Annotated in this window: 13 protein-coding genes; 1 reads left to right on the top strand and 12 read right to left on the bottom strand. The window is 48.8% G+C overall.

Annotation, left to right across the window (positions count from 1 at the left end):
- Positions 1-227: 227 nt before the first annotated feature.
- The 10 genes from MHI52_RS28760 to MHI52_RS28805 form a co-directional block, all read right to left on the bottom strand.
- Positions 228-1589, bottom strand: a complete 1362-nt coding sequence (locus MHI52_RS28760; RefSeq protein ID WP_405158066.1) for an FAD-dependent oxidoreductase — start codon at positions 1587-1589, stop codon at positions 228-230.
- A gap of 484 nt (positions 1590-2073) precedes the next feature.
- Entirely contained in the window at positions 2074-2553 is a 480-nt protein-coding gene (locus MHI52_RS28765; protein WP_405158067.1) for a glutathione peroxidase, read from the bottom strand.
- 239 nt (positions 2554-2792) lie between these two features.
- Positions 2793-3677, bottom strand: coding sequence for an ABC transporter ATP-binding protein (locus MHI52_RS28770; RefSeq protein ID WP_036612750.1), 885 nt, complete (start codon positions 3675-3677; stop codon positions 2793-2795).
- Between the two features lie 654 nt (positions 3678-4331).
- A complete protein-coding gene (locus tag MHI52_RS28775; RefSeq protein ID WP_405158068.1) occupies positions 4332-7538 on the bottom strand; it encodes a hypothetical protein in 3207 nt (1068 codons plus the stop codon).
- Positions 7535-8794 carry a TRAFAC clade GTPase domain-containing protein gene (locus tag MHI52_RS28780; RefSeq protein ID WP_024632789.1) on the bottom strand — a complete coding sequence of 420 codons (1260 nt, stop codon included), beginning with the start codon at positions 8792-8794 and terminating at the stop codon, positions 7535-7537. The genes MHI52_RS28775 and MHI52_RS28780 overlap by 4 nt, the downstream gene beginning before the upstream one ends.
- Before the next feature lie 90 nt (positions 8795-8884).
- Positions 8885-9532, bottom strand: a complete 648-nt coding sequence (locus MHI52_RS28785; protein ID WP_036612754.1) for a hypothetical protein — start codon at positions 9530-9532, stop codon at positions 8885-8887.
- A 19-nt stretch (positions 9533-9551) separates the two neighbouring features.
- The gene (locus MHI52_RS28790; RefSeq protein WP_405158069.1) at positions 9552-10835 is read right to left on the bottom strand and encodes a vWA domain-containing protein; all 1284 of its coding nucleotides are present in this window, start codon (positions 10833-10835) and stop codon (positions 9552-9554) included.
- An 85-nt stretch (positions 10836-10920) separates the two neighbouring features.
- On the bottom strand, positions 10921-13368 hold the full coding sequence (locus tag MHI52_RS28795) for a transcription initiation factor TFIID (protein WP_405158070.1): 2448 nt from the start codon (positions 13366-13368) through the stop codon (positions 10921-10923).
- 1 nt (position 13369) lies between these two features.
- Positions 13370-16759: a tubulin-like doman-containing protein gene (locus MHI52_RS28800; RefSeq protein ID WP_076253675.1), complete on the bottom strand. Its 3390-nt coding sequence runs from the start codon at positions 16757-16759 to the stop codon at positions 13370-13372.
- A 297-nt stretch (positions 16760-17056) separates the two neighbouring features.
- A complete protein-coding gene (locus MHI52_RS28805) occupies positions 17057-18850 on the bottom strand; it encodes a VWA domain-containing protein (RefSeq protein WP_340984048.1) in 1794 nt (597 codons plus the stop codon).
- A 408-nt stretch (positions 18851-19258) separates the two neighbouring features.
- Between MHI52_RS28805 and MHI52_RS28810 the strand changes: the two genes are divergently transcribed.
- Positions 19259-20191: a hypothetical protein gene (locus tag MHI52_RS28810; protein ID WP_340907305.1), complete on the top strand. Its 933-nt coding sequence runs from the start codon at positions 19259-19261 to the stop codon at positions 20189-20191.
- Between the two features lie 491 nt (positions 20192-20682).
- On the opposite strand, the gene MHI52_RS28815 is transcribed toward MHI52_RS28810, so the two are convergent.
- Both MHI52_RS28815 and MHI52_RS28820 read right to left on the bottom strand, forming a co-directional pair.
- On the bottom strand, positions 20683-22287 hold the full coding sequence (locus MHI52_RS28815; RefSeq protein WP_047840771.1) for a DEAD/DEAH box helicase: 1605 nt from the start codon (positions 22285-22287) through the stop codon (positions 20683-20685).
- Positions 22288-23733: 1446 nt separating this feature from the next.
- The gene (locus MHI52_RS28820) at positions 23734-25185 is read right to left on the bottom strand and encodes a SulP family inorganic anion transporter (protein ID WP_405158071.1); all 1452 of its coding nucleotides are present in this window, start codon (positions 25183-25185) and stop codon (positions 23734-23736) included.
- Between the last annotated feature and the right edge of the window lie 30 nt (positions 25186-25215).

A 25215-nucleotide genomic window follows, 5' to 3' on the forward strand; every position in this document is an offset into this window, starting at 1 on the left:
AGTGTCTTGGAATAGTTATGACAGCAAGAGTGTAGTAAGGCCTTTTGTAGCTAAAACAACAAAAAAGAAGACTGACGATATACTCGCCAGTCTTCTCTTTCCTTTATAATCGTCCGCCTTGTTTCGTAATCTTGGCAGTTATCGTACACCTCTTATTTACGGACAAGCATGACTTATCTTTGTATGGCGTTTATCAAGATCGCTGTTAAACCATCTATTCTGCTTCCTTACACCATTGCTGGTGCTTTTACTTCAATTGGAGGCAGTGCTTGCAGACCCGCCGTGTTCAGGAAGTTCCACGGTTTGTTGTAATGTGGCTGGAAGAAAAAGTCGATGAAGGCCAGCTCATCTACGGTCATGTTGTTTTGGATGCAGACCGAGATCGTATTAATCGATTGGGTCAGATCAACCTGAGACATCACCTGTGCTCCGACAATTCGACGAGTAGCCTGCTCATATACCACTTTAAGCAACAGTTTCTCAGCCGTTGGCATAAACTCCGGACGGTAGCTGTCTTCCAGTACGACAGATTCAACAATCAGGCCTTCGTCAGCAGCAGACATTTCCGTCATCCCTGTACCCGCGATATTTTGCTCATAAATTTTGATACCCGATGTGCCTTGTGTACCCATATACGGTGTTGTAGGACGAACTAGGTTACGGGCTACAAGTGTACCCATCCGCACGGCGTTGGTTGCCAGTGGAATGTACGCTGCTTTGCCTGTTGGGTTGTAATGAATAGCACAGCTGTCACCCGCAGCGAAGACGTCTTTTTGACTCGTTTGCATATATTTATCCACGATGATTGCGCCGTTTGGCAGCATATCCACTTGGCCTTTGAGCAGCTCTGTATTTGGACGGAAACCAATGCACAGAATAACCAGATCGGTTTCGAACTCTCCTTTGGACGTGATCACCTTAGTTACTTTGCCATCTTCACCAGTAAACTTCTGTACCGTTTGACCAAGAGCCAGCTTGATGTCGCGTCCAGTCAACGTATCTTCAATCGCATCCGTGAATTCAGGGTCCAAGTATTTGTTCAAAATACGGTCCACACTGTCGATCAGGGTAACTTCCTTGCCGTTCATCTGGAAAGCCTCAACCAGTTCTACGCCGATATATCCTGCACCTACAACGGTAACACGTTTGGCATCTTTGGCTTTTTCAATAATCGTGTTGGAATGATTGTAGTTTTTGCAAAGTAAAATGTTGTCCATCTCGATGCCTTCAAGCTTCGGAACGACAGGCCATGACCCCGTTGTCACGATCAGTTTGTCAAACGTATCTTCAAATTCTTCCCCGGTTTGCAGGTTTTTAGCCTGAAGAGTATGGCCCTTGGCATCTACTGCTGTTACTTCATGAAGCATCTTGGTTTCAACACCAAGCTCTGCCAGTTGATTAGGCGAAGAATAGAACAAACCGTCAGGGTCTTTCACAACCCCACCTACGTAGAGCGCAATGCCACAAGATAGGAAGGAGATATTGTCATTGCGCTCATACACCGTGATGGTAGCATCCGGGTACAATTTGGCGGTATTTACGATGGCTGCGGTTCCTGCGTGTGTACATCCGATAACTGCGATTTTCATTAAAAGTTCCTCCTCGAAATATATAAATGAGTTTGAATATAAGGTTGTTATGGTTGTGAAACATTTCACTTCTTGTTCGAAACTGTGTATGTGATTTATTTCACTTTATACACTCATTATAATGTGATATTTTTCACATTGCAATAGGTTGAGCAAAAAAAGTTTGTCGAAGGAGGTCATTTCCCTGTATTTAAGCCTTTCTTCCCTTCATTGTATTGATTTCATTGTCCCCGGATTTGGGCGGGTTTATGCTATGTAATGGCTTCCGTGATCCCTGTATGAACACAGTGTGGACGTATAAAGTTAGAGGCGTCTCCTGCATTCTTGTTTGACTTTTACAAAAAATAAATGGCTTTAATTTTCATTACAGAGTTGATTTCATGGATCCAACTCCTACCTGTGAAGAGAATAAATCCGCGTATATAAAATAATCAAAGAAGCCCATCCTTGCTATGCAAGGACAGGCTTCTCAAACGTTCTTGTATTAACCGAGCAATTTCTCGATATCTGCAATCATTGTCTCCGGAGATTCTTTCGGTTCAACACGACCTACCACTTCACCTTCACGGTTAACAAGGAACTTGGTGAAGTTCCATTGGATGTCGCTTGTTTCGCCTATGCCAGGTTGTTGCTCCTTCAGGTATTGGAACAGGGGATGAGTGTCCTCACCATTCACATCTACCTTGGCAAACACCGGGAAATTCACACCATAGTTAATCTGGCAAAATGATTCCGCTTCCTCACTTGTACCTGGCTCCTGCCCTCCAAACTGGTTACAAGGGAAACCCAGTACAACCAAGCCTTGATCACGATAACGATCATAAAGCTTTTGCAATTCACCGTATTGCGGGGTCAGCCCACACTTGCTGGCTGTATTGGCAATGACCAATACTTTACCTTGATACAGATCCAGTGACACTTCTTGGTTCGCGGTGGTTACCGCCTGATATGAATATACGGACATGACTGATTCCTCCCATGACATATGTTGGTTTGGGCTGTTGCGAGCACGTTGGCATAACCAACGGACTCACAGCCTGTCCTATTATTATAGACCTGATCCAATGCGATTACCAAATCCCGGGTCTACCCCTTCCCTTTGCTACCATGCGTTGCAAATTCCCCATGAATGCAAAAGAGCCGCGTGCGATAGCGCACAGCGGCTTCATTCTATAATGTAAGGACCACATATGGCCCATTTCGTTAACTTCCTGTCGCTTGAACACGTGGTTCTGCCCGTCCTCCAGCATGAACCATCGCACTGTTCATGACCAGCTGCTCTGGCGTCTTCGATTGCTGGCGTTCGCCTGCAAGAGCGTAAGGCAAGCAGAGCGGTACACCGGAACGCGGATCAATCACGATATCTGCTTCAATGTTGAATACTTCACGAAGTACATCTGAGTTCATAACTTCCACAGGTGAACCATGAGCGATGGCTTTACCTTTTTTGATACCAATCATGTGATGTGCGTAGCGGGAAGCATGATTCAAGTCATGCACAACCATAACAATGGTACGGTTGGCTGTGGCATTCAGTTGCTCCAGTAATTGCAATACTTCGAGCTGGTGAGCCATATCCAGGAATGTAGTCGGCTCGTCCAGGAAAAGGATATCTGTTTCTTGTGCAAGTGCCATGGCAATCCAGGCACGTTGACGCTGTCCACCGGACAGTTGATCAATCGGACGATCATGGAATTCAGTCATGGCTGTCACTTCGATAGCCCATTCAATCATACGTTTGTCTTCCGCACGCATGGAGCCAAATCCTTTTTGATAAGGAAAGCGACCATACGATACCAATTCAGTAACGGTAAGACCTTCAGGGGCTGTTGGATTCTGTGGCAAAATCGCAAGTTGCTTGGCAACTTCACGCGTGGACTGTTTATGGATGGACTTCCCGTCGAGCAATACATTACCTGCTTTTGGAGCCATAATGCGTGCCATCGTTTTCAGGATGGTTGACTTCCCTGAACCATTGGCTCCAACAAGTGCTGTAATTTTTCCTTGGGGAATCTGAATATTCAGATCCTCTACAATTAGTCTTTCCTCATAAGCGATATCCAGCTTGGTCGTCTCCAGACGAAACATGCGATCATCCCTCTCTCATTTATCCCGGTTATGTAATCCGGCTATGACAACAAAAACGAAATTGTAATTCTGTGATTTCCGACGCAAATATCTTCTACACTAAAGATACTGATAATCATTATCATTTGTCAACATAAAAAACCAAATTTTCTTCACTTTTCGTGCTTTATTTGGACTTTCTGTAGCAGAAATCCCGCTCTTTTCTCAAGTACACATGAGATCTTTTCTCATTCATTCCGCGCACTTTATCACTTCTGACTGTCTTTCAAACTCTTGAATCGCAAATTTTGTGTCTGAATTGTGAATGTGGCCACTCCGATGACAGAACAACCTTCTGATCGCTGTTATCCCCAGATTTTTTTATCCTTTCTTAGAGGGTAAATCCGGGGATAGCATATGCTTCCGATGTAGCTTTCCTTTAGAAAGCTTTTAGGCGAACGCTTCACTTCTTAAGGTTATTTCTGTCCTCTCCGTTTTTGTGTAAATGTTAGTTCAATCTATTCAGCCGCCATATCAAATAAAAAAAAGATGACCTTGAAATCTAAAGTTCAAGGTCATCTCACATACGCTCGTTTAATAAGGTATGATGTCAGCATTTTCTATTGGATCAAAAGACACTTAATGAATCTATGCAACATGCTCATATAAAATAACTTACAGCTTCGGCTGAGGAATCAATTGGATTACAGTCATACTGCCCTGCGTACTCTTCACACTAACAATACTCTCGGCATCCATATTCGCTGGAAGATCGATCTGCAATCCATACGGATAGAGACGATCTACCTCTCCAATAGACATCTGTGCAGGAGTGTTCGCATCCTGTTCATTGGATACAGATGTGTCAGGCGATGTGGAACCAGTAGCTTGATCGGCATCCGTACCTTGCTCCGTGTCTCCACTCCCAGCATTAGACGGTGCATTCGTCCCTGTATCCGTTGTTGTATCAGTAGCAGGATCTGAAGTGGAATCACCCGATGTTGAAGGATCGGCCTGCTGATCGCCATCCTCCGTCTGCTCTATGTTTCCCGCTGAAGAACCATCCGTGCTTCCTTCGGAAGTACTTCCTGAGCCACCATCGGAAGGAACTTGGTTATCTGGCTCCTCATTCCGATTAAAGCTCTCCCACTTACCTGTAGCATCCAACTCCTGCGTGTTGCCATCTTTCATCGTCAATTGAAGTTTGCCTTGCTCAAACTCAGTGCTTCCCGTATCATTCCTGAAACGGATCACCAGTTGAGCAGGTGATTGCGTACCCTCCTGTTCACTCGCAGGAATCATATAAGCAATCTGCTCCGCGAGCTGCACCTCAGGTTCAGCCGGTATGACAGGCTCCTGGGTAGATGGAGGGGATGCCGCTGGCGGCTCTACAGAATCTTTCATCCATGCATATGTACCGCCAGCAATACCCAGAACCAGGATCAAGAGGATTAATCCAAACAGATTTTTCCTTTTACCCGTTAGCATCCGCACCAGTGGAGAGGACAATTCCGTCTTCGCACGGTCATAGACCGGCTTCATTGTCTTGCTGGCTCTCACGTAATACGGTTTGAAAGCTGACTTCGACTTGAAAGCTTCACGGTCATGGGCTTTGAAATACGCCACGATGGCATCCGCATATCCTTTATGCGCATTGGAACCCCGGACAAACATTCGATGATCTCCTGACCATTCGAAGAATGGATACAGCCCTTCAGCACGACTTGCATTGGTGCGGATGAATTCAATCAGGCCAGGATAATCCAACCGATTGCTGCCGCTTCCTCCCCTATAAAAAGCCATCGGCAAAGCTTCATATGCCGCAATCCCCGGATGAGCCTGCAGCTCTCCGGCAAGCCAGCGACGCGTCCAGCGTTGAAGTTCATTGCGTTCTGCCAGGGAAAGTGCCTCCAATGCCTCTTCTTCATTCCCCTCGCCACTAAGCCACACTCTCGCAGCCAGCATCATGTTCGTTCGAGCAGATACATCAGAACCCTGACGTGCCGCCCAATCCCGAACCTCATTGCCATGCTGCAAAATATCAATGCTTAATAGCTGTTCACGGTTAACCCGTTCCAGATCCAGATCCTGAATCATAAACAGGTTAATGACATAAGCAAGCTTGTCTGCAAGGCGGGTTAACTCCTCCTGATATGCCGGATCTTGACTGGCAGACGGAGATCCCCCTTTGCGATTAGGACGGGATGTAGCTTCAGATTGACCAATTCGTGCCGTAATGCCTGTATCATAGGTGACATCAGCGGATACCCGATCCAGTATGTTAACACGCTGGAGGGCTTCATTCGCAGACTGTACCGGATTAGGCGCAGAACATAACCGTTCACGCAGCTCATTGGCTGTCCGCTCCTGCAAGAAGCTGTAGTGGATCGCAGATGGATGGGACGTTACCCATCTTCGGATCACTTCCACAACGTTCGCTGCCGATTCCGTGCGTTTCAGCTGATTGTCCAGATAAGGCTCGAACAACAGCTTAGTGAGCGATTCATTGGCCAGCACTTTATCAAAGAAAGCCCGAGTCAGCTGTGGATCCCGATCCAGCACAGCATACAATTCCTGCACAGCACGCATACGCTTCTGGGCGCGGGCATTATTCACACCGTAGATAAAATAGTCCACTATCCGGGATTGCACCACGGGCGCGGCAACACTGAAATATTCGCCAATGCGAGTTGCGACGTCTTCTTCGGGTACGTTCTCACGCTTCACGCTGTCCAGTTCCCTGCTGAGCAAGGTCAGGAACAGCTCGTTCAGACGGGAACGTTGCTGTAATCCACCATCCGGCTTCAAATAGGTCAGCAAGCCACTCAGGACATGACTTTTGTTATCCAGATACAGGTCTTCCATGCCTTGTTCAAGACCATAGAACACCGCAAGTTCGCCATAGGCTTCAATGGAAAGTTCCCGCCCAGGTTCCATGCCGGACAACATTTCATCCGCAAACGTATAGAACGCATCCGCCGCCGCAGGTTCCTGCAATAAGGCCCAAGCGAATTCTGCATAAGGTAACTTCGCCACAGATGCATCCGCATGTGTCACTCTGCCTGATACGAGATCAAAGGTGAAATCCTTCTCCGTATTCCGGTCTTTTGGACGTAACGTCCCTCGCTCAACAAACTGGACGTGGATGCCCTTCTTGGCCTGTGGCTCCTTGGCAAACGTCATGAATCCCAGCTGCCGCCGGAATGCGTATGGTAAAGCCGTGTACAGCAAACGTAACAATCCTTTGGCCCCTGCGGTCACTTCCTCTGCGGGAAGGTCCAGAGCAATGTATACTTTTCTGCGTGTCGCTACAGACTGCATTACCGCATAGAGCAGGCGCTTGAACAGCACTTCGTTCATCTTCAAGGTGCTCAGCACTTGGGTGGGTGATCCTACGCCAGCATCGGTCGCCCCACCCTGTCCGCTCCTAGGTGATATAGGCAATTCAGCAAGCGCCGGCAGAACTGTACCTTGTTCGATGTCATATGACGTGGCGAACACGGCATCCAGCCAGCCGCCTTGTTTCATCTGCTCTTCCGAGCGTTCGGGAGACAAGACGTAATTATGTGCAAAAAAGGCACTGCGCAGCCCGGTGAAATCCGCAGACTGGTACACATTTTGCCCAAGGATTGTCTCCCCACTCTCCAGATGAAGCAGGTGAATGGCAGCCGGAAACTTCGTCTCGTCCTTCTCGCTACGGCCTGTTAGCTCCGCTGGAGCATCATAGACACAGTAGGGGTGAAGCACTTTTTTGATAAAAGAAGGGTCCAGTCCCGGCGATGCCGCAACCGTATCAAACCCCTCTGTTGTGCGAAACACCCCGCGCCGCTCTCGGGTATACAACTGTTGTTCAATGGGCGGGGTTACGGAAGAACGCATCATCCCACTCTCCCCTCAATGTACTTCAGCTTGTACAATAGCCATAAGAAGGGTTCATCCACGCGAATCGGACTAACCACACCCTGCAATTTCATATCCACCGGATTGCTACCCAGCGCAGAGACTGCGAAATAGGCTGTATCCTTGAAGTACACATCCATCGTGCCCTTGAATGGGCGATCCACCTTCTCGATAAAACGCCGGATCTCCCCGTCGATATTCTCGAACTCGGTTAAGTCGAACCAATCGCGGTGCACCATGTTGCGGAAGACATTACTGTTGGATTTGATATAATCCCCCTCTTCATCCTTGAGGGAATGCAGCATGTCGCTTTTGGTGAGCACAACCGCTGTTGGAATATTGGTCTTGGCTTTGTCCTGATACGCGATAAAATCTCCAAACATCGTCAGCACCACATCTCGCGGTTCATCGTATCGTGGTGTCCACTCTCCCGGCTCGTTGCCCAGGTTAATGCGGATTTTGTCCCGAATCGAACGAATTTGAAGCGGGTCCACCATAAACAGGATACCTGCCGAGTTCTTGATGTGTTGCCCATGAAGTCCGAGATAGTCCTGCTCCACCATACCTTCACCCGCAACGTCAAAGAACACCAGTGTCAGCGGCGCTTTATCTTCGTCCTTGAACACAAACTGGAAGATAAACGGCTCCTGCAACTTTTCCTTCTGCGTGGAATCCAGCAGGTCGCCCCGTTCGAACAAAGGTTCTTCATAATCCGCACGGAACCGGCGGCTGATCTCCGCATTCAATGGCATGCAAGCCGCGTCAAAATGATCGGCCGTATAATGCTGCAATGTATGAATTAATGAAGTCATGTAGACGGATTTACCTACCTGGGATGCACCAATGATGGATATGATATTGCTCGGTGCTTTACCCGCCGTAACAGGCAGCTCGTTATGACATTGCGGACACAAGCGGCGACGCGTAACGACACCATACCGATCGTTCAGCCCCATCACGATGTTATCGGAATAAATACGGTGTTCCTCCGGTACATCATGGGGTGCCAATACCGCCTCCATATCAAATACCGTGTCGAGTCCGAACCTTTCGCGATACCGATTCAACTTCGCATCTTCCCCGAGTGCGTAGTCCTCATCATCATCACGGTGATGGGCAGCGCGGAACACCACCTCTTCCGGTGAAAACTTGCTGAAACAATAAGGGCATACAATATCATAAAACAGCGGACGTTCCTCCGGCTGTTGTCTCTTCAAAAACCGACTAAAAAAGCTCATAGCCACTCCCCTCCCCTGATCAGTCAGACTAAGGTGATATACACTTGCACTACGATGACAGAGTAACCTCCCAATCGCTAGTCCAACTATCTAGTCTGATATAAGCCGATAGGCGGCTCCATATTTCGGTCCATCCGTGAAGAATAATCGCACATAATCATCCTTGGCAACTTCAACGGGCGGCATCTCATTTCTTCCGGGAGCAAAATCACTCACAAAAGGATACACCGTACCATCTTCCTTATTCAGCGGAACCCCGCCCTGTTTGCGAACATAACAGAGGGCTTCCTTTGGAACAGGTACTTCCGCTGTGACGGTGATCAATACACTTTTTCGTTTCTGAAAAAAACCGCTCTTGTAGCGAATGGAAAAGCGGATATCCGCCTTCCCTGCGCTTGCAATCACCATGTTGTCCTCGTCTCGTTGACGGATCAGTACAGGTCCCTCTTCCTCCATCTGACACACATACACGGTGTACTTGATGGCACCAAAACCTGTAATCCGATCCGTGTAACCATTGCTCGCCTTATATTCCTCTCTCGTGTACAGCTTCAGCTTGCCCTGTGCAGGCTCTTCCCCGGTACGATCATCGCTCATCATATCCAGCTCCAGCCGTTCCACATACACAGCTTCTACCCGTTCCGGCCAGAGCCAGCGAAGTGTACAACGCCCTTCGTCCACCGCAAGTGTCAGTTTTCGAATCAAGGGTGTCGAAGGGTCTGCATCCATAAACCGCATTTCCATTGACCTCCCGACGTTAGAATCCTTTGCTGCGTGTATCTCTTGGTCTCTGACCGAATCCTTCAGCTGAAGAAGTTCCGCCACCAGCTTCACGACGACCTCGGCTCTTCCGCGGCGTGTTCTCCTTAATCGGAACAATCCAGGAGAAGAGGGTCAATACGCCAGACAAAATGAGCATCGCACCAAGACGTACGAATGTATCCCCCACGTTCGAACCGTCGAGTCCCCACTCCAGCAGAAGCCCTGCCAGTAGACCCGACACCGCACCGCCTATACCAAAGCTGAGCGCGAGATGACGGTTATCAAACACGAGTCCGAGTGACACACCCAGCGCCACGCCAATCAGTAACACTGCTGCTACACGGAAAATCGCCAGATAAACGCTGTGCTCCATCATGCCTGTACGCTCCGTTACCAGCGTCCGTTCATCAATCGTATCGTAGATCTGCTGGAATGCCAGATTCAGACCACCGGAATCTGGTACATCATAGTACATGCCGCCCGTTTGCTGAGCAATATTACGCAGCAGATCCGTACCTGATGGGTCCACCAGGCTTAGGCCGACTGTATTAATAGAGATCTGTTCGTTGTTATATTGGGACAAAATATCGGTCGTGTCCGCTTCACTGAAGCCATCAGATAACAAGATGACCACTGTACCGCGTTTCGGGTCCTGTTTGCCCTGAATCTGTTCCATGCCTTCCCGCAGCACGGCATCAAAATTGGTGCCGCCCGAAGTTGTGACAATGCCATCGATTTTGCTATAAACCTCATTCTTGGCCGCTTCACTATCCAGCGCAATAAACGGCCGTAACAACTGCGGTTGGTCATCAAACGTAATGACAGCTACCTGTTTGTCACTCTCCATCTGGCTGATTAGTGTCTTGGCTGCTTCAAAGCGTCCGTTATCCGGATCTGTCTCGCTCATGCTGCCCGAGTTATCGATCATCAGTACGATGTCCTTCACTTGCTTCACACCGCCCGGATTGATCTGATACAACAATTGCAGGGCGAGTCCAACAACAAATAACAGAGCCAGTGTTGCCGGAACAAGCAATTTCCACGACAGTCCCAGATACCGGAGCTTCCATGAAGCACCATTCAGCTTGGGTGAGATCATCTCTGCGATCAAACAGAACAATCCAACGCTCAGCGCCAGTACGCCAAAGTATAATCCCATCAGCAACAGACGTGGCATCTCCCCAAGCCATTGACGCAGCATGATTTCTCCTGCCGCAAAGCCCACTGCCCCGCCAATCAGGCTGAACAGGACCAGGAGAAGATTGATTTTTCGCTGCATGTCTACATGCATCCTTTCCATACCAGCCGTAAACAGGCTGAGTTAATACAAGATTGGTGCTGGGTGTCAGGACACCGCCGGCGTCTTAACGAATGGGTGACAACTTTTCCACCAGACCAGCGGGGTGAAGTTCATAGCCATTCTCCGTGTACGAGTCATAATATACCTTGCCGTTCCGATACACCATGAGATCCTCCAGATGGAAACCGCCCATCAGATTCAGCTTCTCCACGCCACTACTTCGTTCTTCGTACACCACACCCAACTTGTAGATACGTGACGTCTCTTCGGCATGTGCCGCGTAGTCCATGAAAGAACTATGATGGTCACCAAAGAAATACTTCTCTTCATATCGATGTTCCTGCGTATAATCGAATACCCGGACCCGAACAACCGCCTGATCCTCCAGCGTGTGGTACAACCTCCGGAACAGATCATCGCGGGTTAATACATCTTTATCTCCGTAGGCAATCGTGACATTCGCCCGCTGCAACAGTTCTTCTTCAAATGGCAATCGCAATGGCTCGGCCGTAAGCAGCAACGAGTGACATACCTCCATCAGTCGTTTCAACAGACGGTCATCGCCTTCTGTGGCAAGCCGGTTCATGTCTCCCATGTAACGGTCCTCAAACCATACATCCCGTCCGCGTTTGGCTTCCAGGTCGATGATTAGCTCTTCCGTCACTTTGCCGTAGTACTCCATCACGTTCTGGCCGATGTATTCATCGGCAGCAGCGATACTTTGGGCAGCTGTCTCTCGCAGTGTGCGTTCCAGCGCTTCAAGTGCTGCTGTGACGTGGCGACTAAAACGGTGAAGTTCTTCCATCTCCGTATCGTAGATACGCAGCAGATGTAATTCATTTTCCAGTCGCAGTAATTCTACCTTTGGTACATACACTCGCTCCAGCATGCAGTCAATCAGATTGCGCACATTCTGTTTATCACGGAACAACGCTCGTTTGAACGACTGATCTTCCACTCGCTCTTGCTGACGTTGCTCCAGCAGAGCACGTGCCGATTCAAGCTGCATCGATTTATCCCGAATCAGTCCGAGCAGCGCTTCACGTACACTGCCAGGCTCACTGTCACTCCAGGCCGCCCACTGGAAGTAACCAACCTCTGGATGCTCCGCGCGGGATTGTTCAGCCTGACGGCGCAGAGAGCCGCCAGAGCTGCGCTCACGCACACGCTCTTCGACAAGACGGACAACGTTATCGCGGAAGTACGCTTCAGCTCCTTGTCCAAACAACGCTCTCTCCGCTTCACGAAGTGAGAGCGGCTTCAGATCAGAGAAACTGACGTTATGCGTCATGATGCCACTCATGCCACTAACCAGATCTTCATTGGGCAGCAGACCTTCGACTTTGCGTTCCACCGAGGCCGCGTCCAGTCCAAAGAAAGATAGCTTGTCCTTAATGCTCCAGTCGGGCTCCTGCCGCATGCGTGCGAGCAGATACCGATACATGTGATATAACACCGCCAGTGCAATCGGCTTGTTTGGCCGCCTGATCTCGGCAAAACCCGCGCTGGCATAACCATGCTGATCAGAGGTGGTACGAATATTGTTTTTAAAAGATGTATTGTTGTACGTGTTCGCTCCCGTGCTTGAAACGCTACCCGAGTGATCCACATCCTGCTTCCTGTTCTTCAGCAGGCAGATGCGGCAGATGATCTCGGCATTTTCGATCCAGCCACCGGGAACGCCGGTTCCACGCTCATTTTTGTCGGACAACAGATATACCAGATCAAACAACGGTGACGCGGGATGTGTAACCGGAATGGAGATCCCATCCTCCGTCACCAGCAGCTTACCGCTGAACGTGTAGTCCAGCGACTGCATATAATCCAGTTCCCGCAGAAAAGCGAGGCCTGCTGCGCTGGCATACCCGAAGGAATCCACCTGTTCCATCTCGCTGACCAATACATGCAGATCCGTCTGCACCGACTTGAAGGCTTGGGACAAAATGGTCTCCGTCAGCTTAGTGAGCTCTGGCAACAATACATTCAGCGGATCATCCGCTCTCGTTACCACCGTAACGTAAATCCGATCAAATGACGAGTATAACCGTCCATATTCGGCAATTCGGTTACTGACCCGACGAAGCGTACGATTCAGATCGTAGAGCGCCTGATCCGATTCGTGGAAACTGCGGTGTACATCCTTGCGCCGTGTTTTGGACGGTCGCTCCGTCTGCCCAGCGGACAGAGGTAAGCGGTGACAAGTCACCTGCCCATCATCGGACGAGCCAATATTCCTCTTTTCACCCGGATGCTCTTTCTGATCTTCTGTACCAATCTGAACGTAGACCACACCGTCTCCGTTATCCCATTTCAGCCGATTGATCTCCTGCACAGCAGACACTGCAGGTGCAACCAGATCACCCACAAACATGAACAGCGCCGGGTAATGGATACTGCTGCGTCCATCACCCAGGCTGCCTTGACGCTCCTGCTCTATTGCATACTGCGCTGCATACTTCTCCAGATCACGCTTCAGGGTATTGTTCGAATTGAACTCCATCCCGGCCGCCATCTTACTTCAGCCTTCTGCGAATGTCGTTCAGCTTGGACGACATTGTTCTGTAGAACTGATAGATGTCTTCTCCGTTAGCCAGTTCTACCCGCTCGTATTCGAGACGATCGCGCGATTCCATAAACAGCGCAGCCAGATCATCCAGCTTTGTCAGCAGTGGGGTGATATCCTCAGAAGCTGTAAGATCGTTATCGCGGCGGGAGGCTTTGCGCAGCAATGTACTGCGATCCTTCTCCGCCAGACCGCGGAAGTTGCCAAACACTTCATACTCGGCAAAGTTACGGCTCTTCATCAAGTTTGCGAACGGCTCCCATGCGTCTTCTTCCGGGTCACGGTCATAGACGTAGAGGGCACCTTTTTTGACGATGGTGTCAGTATATAACGCTTCGATGAAGCGGTCATACCACTGCTCTTCGTCCTGGTACTGGGCAAGAATGCCTTCGAGTTCGGCAACTTTGGCCGAGATGGCATTCATCTTTGCCAGTTCCTCACGGACACGTGCGATCAGCTGCGGAGAGCGTACCAGGTTTTCTTTGGCCATATCTTCATTAATACTTCCGAAAATATCCTTAACGCCTACACGCGGCAACCCTTCGGTTTGCAGACGCTTCAGCTCGATCACGGCCCGCTTCACTTCGCCGAGGTTCGGCGTGGTGGACGTCAGACGCATGTCGTAGGCTCCCAGTTTGGCAGACAGATCAAACGCTTCTGTTGTCACAATCGCATACCGATTGCTTGTATTCTCATCAATGGATTTGGCTGTCACAATGTTGTATCCAAGCGCCTGCTCAAATTCGTTACGCACACGGGCGTTATACTGCTTCACGCGGGCGTTCTCGTACACATCTCCCCATGATTTCTCCGGAATCGGAGACGGCAGATAGGTCCAGTTGTTTTTCTCCGTTTGCACCAAGTGACGACCAATGCCTTCTTTGTCCAAAATGGTACGTTCATAACTTTCCTCATATACTTTGAGCGGTGTATACACAAAGAGTGGTACCCCGTTGCGGGTGTTCAGCCAGAATATCCGGTTACGCACTTCACTTTCCTTAACGGTAAAATGAGATTTGCCTACCGCATTGTTCTGATAATTGCGAATCCCTTTCAAGATGCCTGGCGCCTGTGCCGGTACCGATACAAATCCCCATGAAGGGAAATGCAGACTGCCTGTACTGTTGCTCAGATTGAACACCGGAACCGCCTCATCATCCAACTTGCCAGCAATGAAACGTTCCACGAATTTCTCGACTGACTCATCCTGACCATATTTGATCACCAGGAAATCTTCCATGGAACGGGTAATCAGATCACCGAATTTCTCACTCAGGAAGTCGGAGATGGAGCTGACGATATCAATCTCGTTTTCTTTCACCCACTGGCTGGAGTTTTCTAGCAATTCACGAGAGAAGTCACGGATCAGATCATCTGTATCACGTTTATCCAACAGCCCGTCCACCACACTGACGATATCCGGTACACTCACAACGTTCCAGTAATATGTTTTGTTGCCTTTGTGATCGGCTTGTTCCTCGCCGCGTGTCAGCAGATCACCGTTCTTGGCGAATATCGAGCTAAGGGCGTTCAGCGTTTCGGTAAATACGTTATAAATGCGGCTGTTCTCTTGGTTCAGCAACTCATACAGATCTTCATAGAACTCGATCATCTGATCGTTGCGTTCCACGTCGGCGTGCAGCCAGTACTCATGAATTTTTGCTTCAATATAAGCATTCTTTTTCTTCTCTTTGGAGACAAAAGCACTCTTCGCATCGCCCAGTTTCTCTTCGGACTGCTCCTGAGCTGCTTCAATATCACGTGGAATGCGGAAGGCATTCTCACGCAACGTTTCGATGTACGACTGAATCATCTTCAGTACACAGAAACCTTTTTCCGTATAAATCAGACGGGAGACATAGAACGGACCTTGTTCGGGATGCAAAAACATACGCCGGATCTGTTCGGTGAACTGACCGGCAATCTCGCCTGGCAGTTGTTTCTTCGCCTTGATATATTCTTCACGGGCACGAGCCAGGAAGTTCTGTTCCAGTTCGGTGTCCATATTCACAACCTGTGATTTCACCACGTTGCCATAGGATAAACGCTCACTGTTCTGATACCCAGGCAGTGGCTCTGGCACGCGCGCTTCAAAGGACTTGACCACACTTTCGAGATCAATACCCAGCTTGCGGGCAAACTTCTCGGTATCCTCCTGGTTTGGTGCTTTGGAGAACATGGTGTTCATTTTATCGAACATGCGATACGCCAGATAAGTGGTCATCTCTTCAATCGGCAGGACAGCCGAAGATGCACCGATGATGTTGTAATCATAGTTAGCCGGGTACACCTTGTTCATCTGTGCAATGTTGGTGCGAATGTTGCTGATATAGTCATGGATCGCAAACTCCTCACCCGACTGCTTCTCCTCACTTGCCATGAAGTTGGTAATGTTCTCGGCCGTGACGTTCATGCAGTAATCGTAGGCGTTCTCCAGCAATTTGCCTTCGGTATTCGTAGCAGAGATTAGATGACACAGGTTAAATGGAGGCAGTGGTGAGTTCACGGTTAAAATATTGCCGTACTTCTGTGTAAACCGCTCACCGCGGCTATCCACGTTCATCCAGTAATCCAGCTCTTTGAGCGCAGCATATCCGTTTTTACGAATGTATTCACGAGTGTGTTCACTCAAGCTTTTGTTGGACAGGTTCACATCTGGCGTGAACAGATATCCCAGCGTATTCACGCGGTCAATCCCGGCAGAGCCGTGATCACGTTCGATAATGCCGCGCACGATATAGGAAATATCGAGGAAACAGCCGCTGCCTGTACCGCCGGACAGACCTGTCAGCAGGAACACCATCAGTTTTTTGTTGGTGCCTACGGATAAGGTTTTGATCTTTTTGTCGATAGCCTGTACGACCTGATTAATCTTGGTGAACAGGAGCAGACGTCCAGCCTGACGCACCCCTGCGGCGCCGTTCATGCCGTCCGTAATGCTCAGTTCGGGAGACAGCCAGTCCGTAATATACGGTTCAAGCACGCTACGGTTCTGTAGAAGTCCGCCAATTTCGGCATTGGACAGCAATACGAATTCATTGATCGGATCAAGTCCGATCCCTTTATACTTTTTGGCACGATCCTGTTCGTTTGTCTCAAAAGCCAGAAACTCCACATTGTCCGGCTTGTCCATTTTTTTCTTGGATACCGGGTCCTGTGGCAGCTTGAAACGACGGTTGATTTGATATTTGAGACGCAGCAACGCATCAATTCCCGTTCCTCCCAGACCAATAATCAGAATGGGATTATCAATCGTATCAACTCTGATCTTCTCACTGACAATACCTCCGCCAAGTGATACATCCAGTTGCTGAATATGTTCTCTAACAATCGGTTTCATTCCATGTCCTCCTTAGATTAACGCACGTATGCTTCAATCTATATAATTAAACTAAAGAATATTTACACTTGCCACTCCGTTGACAGAACAACCTTCCGATCGCTGTTATCCCCAGATTTTTTGATTCTCTTTTTCAACGGTGAAAATCTGGGGATAGCGTATGCTTCCGATGTAGCTTTCTTTCAGAAAGCTTTTAGGCGAACGCTTTCGCTTCTCCAGCTTTTTTCTGTCCTCTGCGTTCTCGTGTAAATGGATTAGTTCAACTTATATAGCTTACATTCATTTAGCTATAATCCTTCACACCAAATACTCGATCAAAATCGTTTTGTCCGCCTGTTGCAGCGGGATGCTCAGTCGGTCACCGTTCTTCAGTTCAACGCCTGAGCTTGCATCGACTGCACGACCGGATTTCTCCAACGTACCGCCTGCGGTGTTACGGATTATAATTCGATCCCCATTGCTGGGCGTAAATACATATTTTTCGGTTTCCTTCAGCTCAGGGTCCAGTTGCAACAACTGATGTAGATGGAATCTGCCCCGGAAGGATACCAGCTTTTTATATTGCGGATAAGACTTGTCTCCCGTGTTCTCATCACGAATCTCCACAACCATCTGACCTACAAATCCCCGGTTTTTGCGTTTCAGCCAGCCCATCAGGAACCAGGCACCAACACCAACCACGATCAGGGCTATAACACCCAGGATGACAGGCAACCAAGGAAACGGCTTGTCCTGTTCACCGCCTGACGTTGTTGGTTGAGATCCACTTCCGGCTGATCCACTCGCGTTGATCGTGATTGGCTCACTTTCACGGTAGAAGCTGTCTTCTTCCGCACGGATGACTAATTCATAGTTATGATTGTCCGGTACTTCAAACGTTCCGGCAAAACCAGAACCTGTGTTTTCCAGCGGTTGTTCTTCACTTTTGCCTGTATCTACATCTTTCACCACCAGCGTCGCCTTCATATCTGTATACAGATCATTATCCTGAAGTGGCTGACCGCCATTCTCCAGTTTGGCTGCAAGATCTACCTTGTCCCCTTTGGTATAGGACTTGGTCTTAATTGGGTCCACAACGAGCTGAAGATCATAGTTGAACAACAGGTTGATATCGATGCTGTCTTTCGGAGCCCCTTTTACCCGAAGTTTCCAGTCACCTTCTTGGGGTTTCAACAGCTTCACGAGTGAATAACTCTTCGACGTCGAGAGCTTGGCTGCGTCCGATTTCAGGTCCACAGCTTGTCCGGAAGGGTCCGTCAATTGCACTTCCACCGGCTTCGAAGACATGATCGAAATGTTTGCTTCCAATACACTGTCATTCGGTACATTCACGGTAACTTCCTGATAACTGCCGTTTCCCGTTACAGAGGGCAGCTTCACCACATTCAGTTTGGCATGATCGGCGAAGATTTCACTCAGAATCTGTGGCAGATCATCCGGCGTATCGGTAATGAATGATTTACCTCCAGTCTGCTGAGCCAGATCTGCAAGTGCATTCTTGTTCAGCTTGCCATCGGCGTTCAATCCAATCGTATACACCGGAATACCCTGATCCTGTGCTTCCTTCACGGCTTTTGCCAGGTCAGCATCAGATTGTGCCTGTGTACGGCCTTTGGTTTTGTTAAAGTCATTGTTGCCATCCGCCAGTAGCACGATCATTGGCGAGTGGGCTGGGTCTGCACCATGATTCAGTATGTTGACGGCTTCGGCGACACCAACTGAGACATCGGTATATGGCCCCCGGCCAAGCTGATCAATAAAATCCTTCAGGCTGCTCTTGTCCGCATCGGACTGAATCTCCAGCATAGCCTTTTCCCGCTCCACCTGATCGGTATAAGCGACAATCCCTACCTTGTCCCCCTGGACGGGCAGCATATCAATAAACATTTTCATGGCTTCATTACTGATCTTGTCACGGTCACTTGTATTCATTGAGTTACTTACATCGGCTACAAGTACCGCATCGATTCCGCTTGTCTGTGCCTGAGCCGCTGCAGCTTGTGGCAGCAACGCTTGAGGTAACAGTAGCGTTAGAATTGTCAGCAGAACCATCGTTCCACTAAGCCAGCGTATTTTGCGTGTCCGCAGCATTGGATGTACTCCTTCACGTTTGAGATTAAAATGGGAATAGTTTATTATAGGCGTCAAGCCTTAAGGAAATCTTAACAGTCTACTAACAAATTCTGAAAAGCACCCCTATCTTGAGTTACAGTTTTGTAATGACTGACAAAAATCGACGATTTCATGCCTTGAACTGGCACAAAAGTACCAACTATGGAAATATGATATAGTTATTGCCAGCAAACTGCAATATAACAACGCTTGTTCACCAAGCCATAGAAGGGAACGGATTATGGTTACATACGGATGCCTCGCCATATTGTTTCTTTTTGTCATCATAAAGGTAATTGCACTCCAGCTTCATCGGAGGAAACCAATTTCCCGCGAAGACACGGATCGTACCCTCTACACTATTCTGAATGGTGAGCGTGATTAAGCATGAGTACTAAACTAGTTGTATCCATAAGACCATTTCATCGAACGACCTATGCCTATGAAAAGTTGCAAGTCTGCTCACGTTGTGGACAGTACACCTGCCTGTGGGAAGAGGAGTGCACGGCCTGTGGCCGGGGTACCCTCAATTCCGTTCAAGCGAAGGCAACTTCCCGTGTAAAACGCCGCATTGCACGCGACCTGTTCATTACCATATTGTTCGGTGCTGCTGCCACCTATTTTGGTGAAACCATAGATCAGACCATGGCGGCAGCCAGCGTTTCCCTGCTGCTTCTGGCCTTACTCATCTTCATGCAGAAACGTTCGTTCGAGGTAGAGCAGCAGCGCGAGTTGAAGCGCACGTTGCAACAGGATGAGGAACTCATCCGCCAGGGTATTAACCGCAACTGGGCTCTGGTCGCCGAAGCTCGAAAGCAGGATGAAGCACTTGCCTATGAGATGCTCCGCGAGATCGGCTCACTCGTCTACAATGACCGGATTCGACTGCAACAGGTTGCGCTGTTACAATCCTTTGTCCTACGCAGTGATATGGATCTGCAGCTCAAGCCCTTGCTCTTACGCAGCTTCGAGCGGCTGCTGGCTGAATATATTGGTGAGATTGCTCGGCTTAAGCCGGATTTGATCCGTGAAGATGCGATTCGTTATATCGCGACCTATGAAGTGAACATTTTACAGCTCCACAATGGAATTCAGATACTTACAGCCGTAGCTGCTGCTGCCGTGCGCAAGAGCAAATATATTGAGTTATTCCCTAGTCTTATTACCCGCTACGCCCGCTTTATGCCCAAGGATCGCTTCATGAGACTTTATCACACGATTGAACGCTATCCGAGCAAGGCACGAGGGGGATTGGCAGAGTCGGTAGGTCGGGTTTATAACGAGAAATATCGGGATCAATATGCAGATGTTCAGCTGTAGGGATGATATATTGAGAAAGAAAAACGTAGTTTAGTGCAAACTCACTCCCTGTATATAGACGAATGCAATTTCATCCATCCCTGCATGCGCGTCAGCACCACAGATCGAAGGTTATGCTTCTAATGATATAAGAATTAATCCAAAAACACCCCATCCTTAGGTCTAGGATGAGGTGTTTTGAATTTTATGGCAGTCTGCCACGTGCTATGCGAAGTACACGGACAGAAAGAAAAACTAGATGAGGAATATCTAAATGGCATCTTCCATGGATCAAGCAGGCGCGCCAACAGGCACTCGAAGATGACAAAAAGAATAAGCGGAAATGAGCATCTGTCCTGGTGAAAAAGGGCCGCGACGTGGTTCCGTCGCGACCCTTGATCTGAAGGTTCGGTACATCTGTACCCGAACCCTCTCATATGTGCCATGCCAAACCCTGTGGCATGGCATGGTGCCTGCGCAATTGCGGCTATATCGCCGCTTGCGCCAAGGCTTTACCGTCCGCGACGAGAATCGCGACGGTCGCCCTTCGCCGGTCCGCGTCCTGCGGATTCCGGACGGCGAGAGCCTTCGCTGCTGCGCCCGGAGGTGCGCTTGTCGGCACTACGGCCAGCCCAGCCGCTGCTAGCTGCGCGGCCGCCTTGGCCCGCTGCTCCGCGACTGCTGTCGCTGCTACGCGCGGAACCACGACCTGCGCTGCGCTCGTCGCCACTGCGACCCGCACCGCGTCCACCTTGACCCGCTGCACCACGACTGCTGTCGCTGCTGCGGCCACCGCTACGACCACCACTGCGTCCGCCTTCACTGCGGCCACCTTCGCCGCCGCGGGAACCACGCCCCCCACGTCCGCCATCTCTGCGATCGTTACGGCCTGCACCGCGACGGGCACTGCCAGTTCCGGAAGAGCGTCCGCCTGAACGTTCGTCATCCCCTTGACTGTTGATGGAACGTCTAGCTGCTCCAGTTGAAGCAATTGGACCTTCGCTTGTCCACTGGATACGGGACAGCTTTTGGTCAATACCTTGTTCAATACGTGCAAGTTCCGGTCTGTCGTGCTCTGTTGCAAACGTTACAGCAAGACCTGTACCGCCTGCACGGCCCGTACGACCAATCCGGTGGATATAACTTTCCGCATCATGCGGCATATCGTAGTTAAATACATGCGTAACGCCTTCAACATCAAGTCCACGTGCAGCTACATCTGTAGCAACCAGCACTTGCAGTTTGGCATCGCGGAACGCTTTCATTACGTTCTCACGCTTGGATTGGGACAGATCTCCATGAAGTTCATCACTTGCATAACCTGCTTCACGCAGATCTTGGTTCAGCTTGGATGCACGACGCTTGGTACGACAGAAAATAATCGCCAAGTATGGGCGATACGTATCAATCATGCCGCGAAGCGCTTCTAATTTACCACGATCCGTACATTCCAGCACTTGCTGGCGAATTTGTTTGATCGGGATAACAGATTGGGAAGATACTTTTACATCTTCCGGATCTTTCATGTAGGTCTTCGCCAGGTTACGAATGCCCTTAGGCATCGTTGCTGAGAACAGCATTGTCTGACGTTTATGTGGTAGCTCGCTAAGAATCGTCTCCACATCGTCCAGGAAGCCCATGTGCAACATTTGGTCGGCTTCATCCAGCACCAGTTTTTTCACATTATCCAGCTTCAACGTGCCACGGCGCAGGTGATCCAGCAGACGACCCGGTGTACCAATAACGATCTGGGTACCGTTCTGCAATTTACGCAGTTGTTTATCCACATCCTGCCCACCGTATACGGCAAGCACGTGCAGTTTATCGTCATTTGCCGTGAGCTTCTTCGCTTCTTCCGTAATTTGCAGCGCAAGCTCACGCGTAGGCGCGATAATCAGCGCTTGCGGAGAACGGTCGGATACGTTAATTTTCTGAATAATCGGCAGCAAAAATGCCAGCGTTTTCCCTGTCCCTGTCTGTGCCTCAGCGATAATATCGCGTCCACCCAACAGTACCGGAATCGAACGCTCCTGTACCGGAGTCGGCACGGCGATGCCCTGATGTTTCAGGATCTCGCACCATTCCGGGCGAATGCCCAGTTGTTCAAAGTTTGCCAATCGTTACACCTCTGTATATTCATTTAGATAAGTCCATTTCATAATGACCTTAGTATCAGTATCTGCCATCAAGACTAGTTTTCCTTATATCAATCATGATTATGAAATGAATTTTTTAAAAAGCAATCCACTCGTTGCTCTTCTTCTCCATACCCTGTAGTTTACACGTTAGTCAAGCAAAACAAAAGGGGATACAGCGTTACACCCCCAACTTGTAGCACAAAACCCCAAGATCAGCGTAACTTGTATCGACCAAGTGAGTTTGAGGACGGTTATGAGAGAGTGTGTGAGGTTGGTTTTGAGAGTAACTATAGGAGCCCCTCTGAGAATGATGATGAGTGGAGTAAGCTAAAGCGCTAGCTCGAAGTATGACCCTGACTCTGTAGAATGGGGTTGAGGATTGAACTGCACATGGTCAGGCGGAGGTTATGCGGGCTACAGTGTCTGATGGCGCTCCTTGAGAAAGATGTATTGGATCGTTATGTTCATAATCCTTGGATAGTTTAGAGATTTCGTTGAGATTGAGATAGCTGCTATGATTCTATAAATTGTTGTACAGGATATTCTGAAACAGATCAAAAGGAAGCTATTTTGCAAAAGTTTCAGGAATTGAAAGAGTACCTCACATAACTCCGTACATTGAGATCAAGATTCAAGATTTCTCGTGGTTCAAAAATAGCTCTAACGCTGAACCTCCCACGTACCACTGATTCTAACGAATCCAGGGCACCCTATTACGCCAATTAAAGCCGTTTGGATTTTCTAACGAACTCCAGTCACTTAATTACTCGGAAATACCCGCGAAACGACATCAGTATAGGTGGAATCAGCAAAATAAGATGTCTAAGATTCGTTAGAATAACGAAAACATGAAATAACCCCATATAAGACGTGCTAAGTTCGTTAGAATTTACACATAGGGAAGGACACAAGCATCAACACAGTAACATCACCTACAGCAATAACAACATATACTAGAACCAGAACACCAACTACAAATACTAGAACTAGGAACAACAACAAGCACTACCTATACTTCTACTAGAACTACTACTACAACTGCTACTACAACTACAACTACAACTACAACTTCTACTAGAACTACCACTACCACCATTAGAACTACTACTACTTCTTCTTCGTTCTTTTTCTGTTCTCTTCTTCACTGTACACACCACACACTCTAATAAAAAAAAACAACGACGCCCTCTCCCAGACTTACATTGGGAAAAAGTGCGCCGCTGATAAGAAGTATATTTTTATGTTATCTACTACATAGGGCTGTCGCATGTCTGCTCAACACTACTTTAGGACAGTAGCCTTCATAACTTTATTCCTTGTTTAGATCCTTAATTCCAGATTTACTAAACCGTTCATTTTTCACCTTGTCCGCGTAACTATAGTCAGACATTGCACCTTTGGACAACAACCTTCGTTGCAACCAAGTTACGAACCGTGCCCTCCAGCTGTAGCAAACCCACTCCGTTCAAGAATACGAGTGCTCTCCTCGTTTAACCCGCGCAGGTGCACGGTTTTGCCTAGCTTCGCGTATTTGAACTTCAATTTGCCGATAGCCACAACCGCAGTGTTATCCCAGATATGTGACCCTCCGAAATCAATCGTGATTTCCTTCGGATCGGCCTCTGCATCGAACTCATCTACAAAGCGGGACGAAGAGCCAAAGAAGAATGGTCCGTGAACCCGATAAACTTTCTGCCCTTGCTCTTGGCTCGCCTGTACGCGAATCTTGGTCTGTTTCCAGCCAAAATGCAGCACACTGAGCACAACGCCGACCATAACCCCGATCGACAGATCGTGAGTATAGACCACAATTGCCACCGTCACGATCATGACAAAGGCTTCCGCGCGCGGCACGCGAGTTATATTTTTGATAGAACTCCAGTCGAATGTTCCGATACACACCATAAACATCACACCAACGAGTGCCCCCATCGGTACCTGTTTCACCACACCGCTAAACAGCAACAACAGGATCGCGAGAAACGCACCCGCAGTAAACGTAGATAATCTTCCACGTCCGCCAGACTTCACATTAATGACCGACTGCCCAATCATCGCACAACCGCCCATGCCGCCAAACAAACCGTTCACGAAATTCGCAATACCCTGACCACGTACTTCACGGTTCTTGCTGCTCTTGGTCTCGGTCATCTCATCCACGATGGTTGCCGTCAGCAGAGATTCCAGCAATCCAACCAGTGCCATGGTGAATGAATAAGGCAACAGAATCATCAGCGTGTCCCAAGTCCACGCAATATTTGGCAAATGGAACATCGGCAGAGTGCTCGTTATATTTCCCATGTTTCCTACCGTTCTTACGTCCAGATGGAACACCACGGTAATAATCGTCATCACGACGATTGCAATCAGTGGAGCTGGAATGCCTTTGAAAAACCGTGGCAAAATATAAACGATCGCCAGCGTGCCCGCTACCATCGCATACATAATCCAGTTCGCTCCCGTGAAGTGGGTTAACTGCGCCATAAAGATGAGTATAGCCAGTGCGTTAACGAATCCGGTCAGTACCGAATGAGGCACAAACGTAATAAACCGTCCAACCTTAAATATGCCCAGTAGAAACTGGATAATGCCCGTCAAAATCGTCGCCGCAAAAAGATATTCCACGCCATAATCCTTGACGAGTCCAACCATCAGTACCGCCATGGCACCTGTTGCCGCCGAGATCATGCCTGGTCTTCCACCAGCAATCGAGATCACAATCGCAATCGTAATCGAAGCGTATAATCCGACCATCGGATCAACACCTGCAATGATGGAGAACGCAATGGCTTCCGGAATTAACGCCAGCGCTACCGTAATGCCTGCCAGCACGTCTCCGCGAATGTTGCCAAACCATTGTTGTTTTAAAGTATTCATATGTTCTTGCCGTTCCTCCTACGTGTATTC

The sequence above is a fragment of the Paenibacillus sp. FSL H8-0283 genome (genome assembly GCF_045040675.1).
Taxonomy (GTDB): Bacteria; Bacillota; Bacilli; order Paenibacillales; family Paenibacillaceae; genus Paenibacillus; species Paenibacillus amylolyticus.

Excerpts from the sequence above, each read along its gene's own strand:
- MHI52_RS28760 (WP_405158066.1), bottom strand. The coding sequence starts at position 1,589 with ATGAAAATCGCAGTTATCGGATGTACACACGCAGGAACCGCAGCCATC.
- MHI52_RS28765 (WP_405158067.1), bottom strand. The coding sequence starts at position 2,553 with ATGTCCGTATATTCATATCAGGCGGTAACCACCGCGAACCAAGAAGTG.
- MHI52_RS28770 (WP_036612750.1), bottom strand. The coding sequence starts at position 3,677 with ATGTTTCGTCTGGAGACGACCAAGCTGGATATCGCTTATGAGGAAAGA.
- MHI52_RS28775 (WP_405158068.1), bottom strand. The coding sequence starts at position 7,538 with ATGATGCGTTCTTCCGTAACCCCGCCCATTGAACAACAGTTGTATACC.
- MHI52_RS28780 (WP_024632789.1), bottom strand. The coding sequence starts at position 8,794 with ATGAGCTTTTTTAGTCGGTTTTTGAAGAGACAACAGCCGGAGGAACGT.
- MHI52_RS28785 (WP_036612754.1), bottom strand. The coding sequence starts at position 9,532 with ATGCGGTTTATGGATGCAGACCCTTCGACACCCTTGATTCGAAAACTG.
- MHI52_RS28790 (WP_405158069.1), bottom strand. The coding sequence starts at position 10,835 with ATGCAGCGAAAAATCAATCTTCTCCTGGTCCTGTTCAGCCTGATTGGC.
- MHI52_RS28795 (WP_405158070.1), bottom strand. The coding sequence starts at position 13,368 with ATGGCGGCCGGGATGGAGTTCAATTCGAACAATACCCTGAAGCGTGAT.
- MHI52_RS28800 (WP_076253675.1), bottom strand. The coding sequence starts at position 16,759 with ATGAAACCGATTGTTAGAGAACATATTCAGCAACTGGATGTATCACTT.
- MHI52_RS28805 (WP_340984048.1), bottom strand. The coding sequence starts at position 18,850 with ATGCTGCGGACACGCAAAATACGCTGGCTTAGTGGAACGATGGTTCTG.
- MHI52_RS28810 (WP_340907305.1), top strand. The coding sequence starts at position 19,259 with ATGAGTACTAAACTAGTTGTATCCATAAGACCATTTCATCGAACGACC.
- MHI52_RS28820 (WP_405158071.1), bottom strand. The coding sequence starts at position 25,185 with ATGAATACTTTAAAACAACAATGGTTTGGCAACATTCGCGGAGACGTG.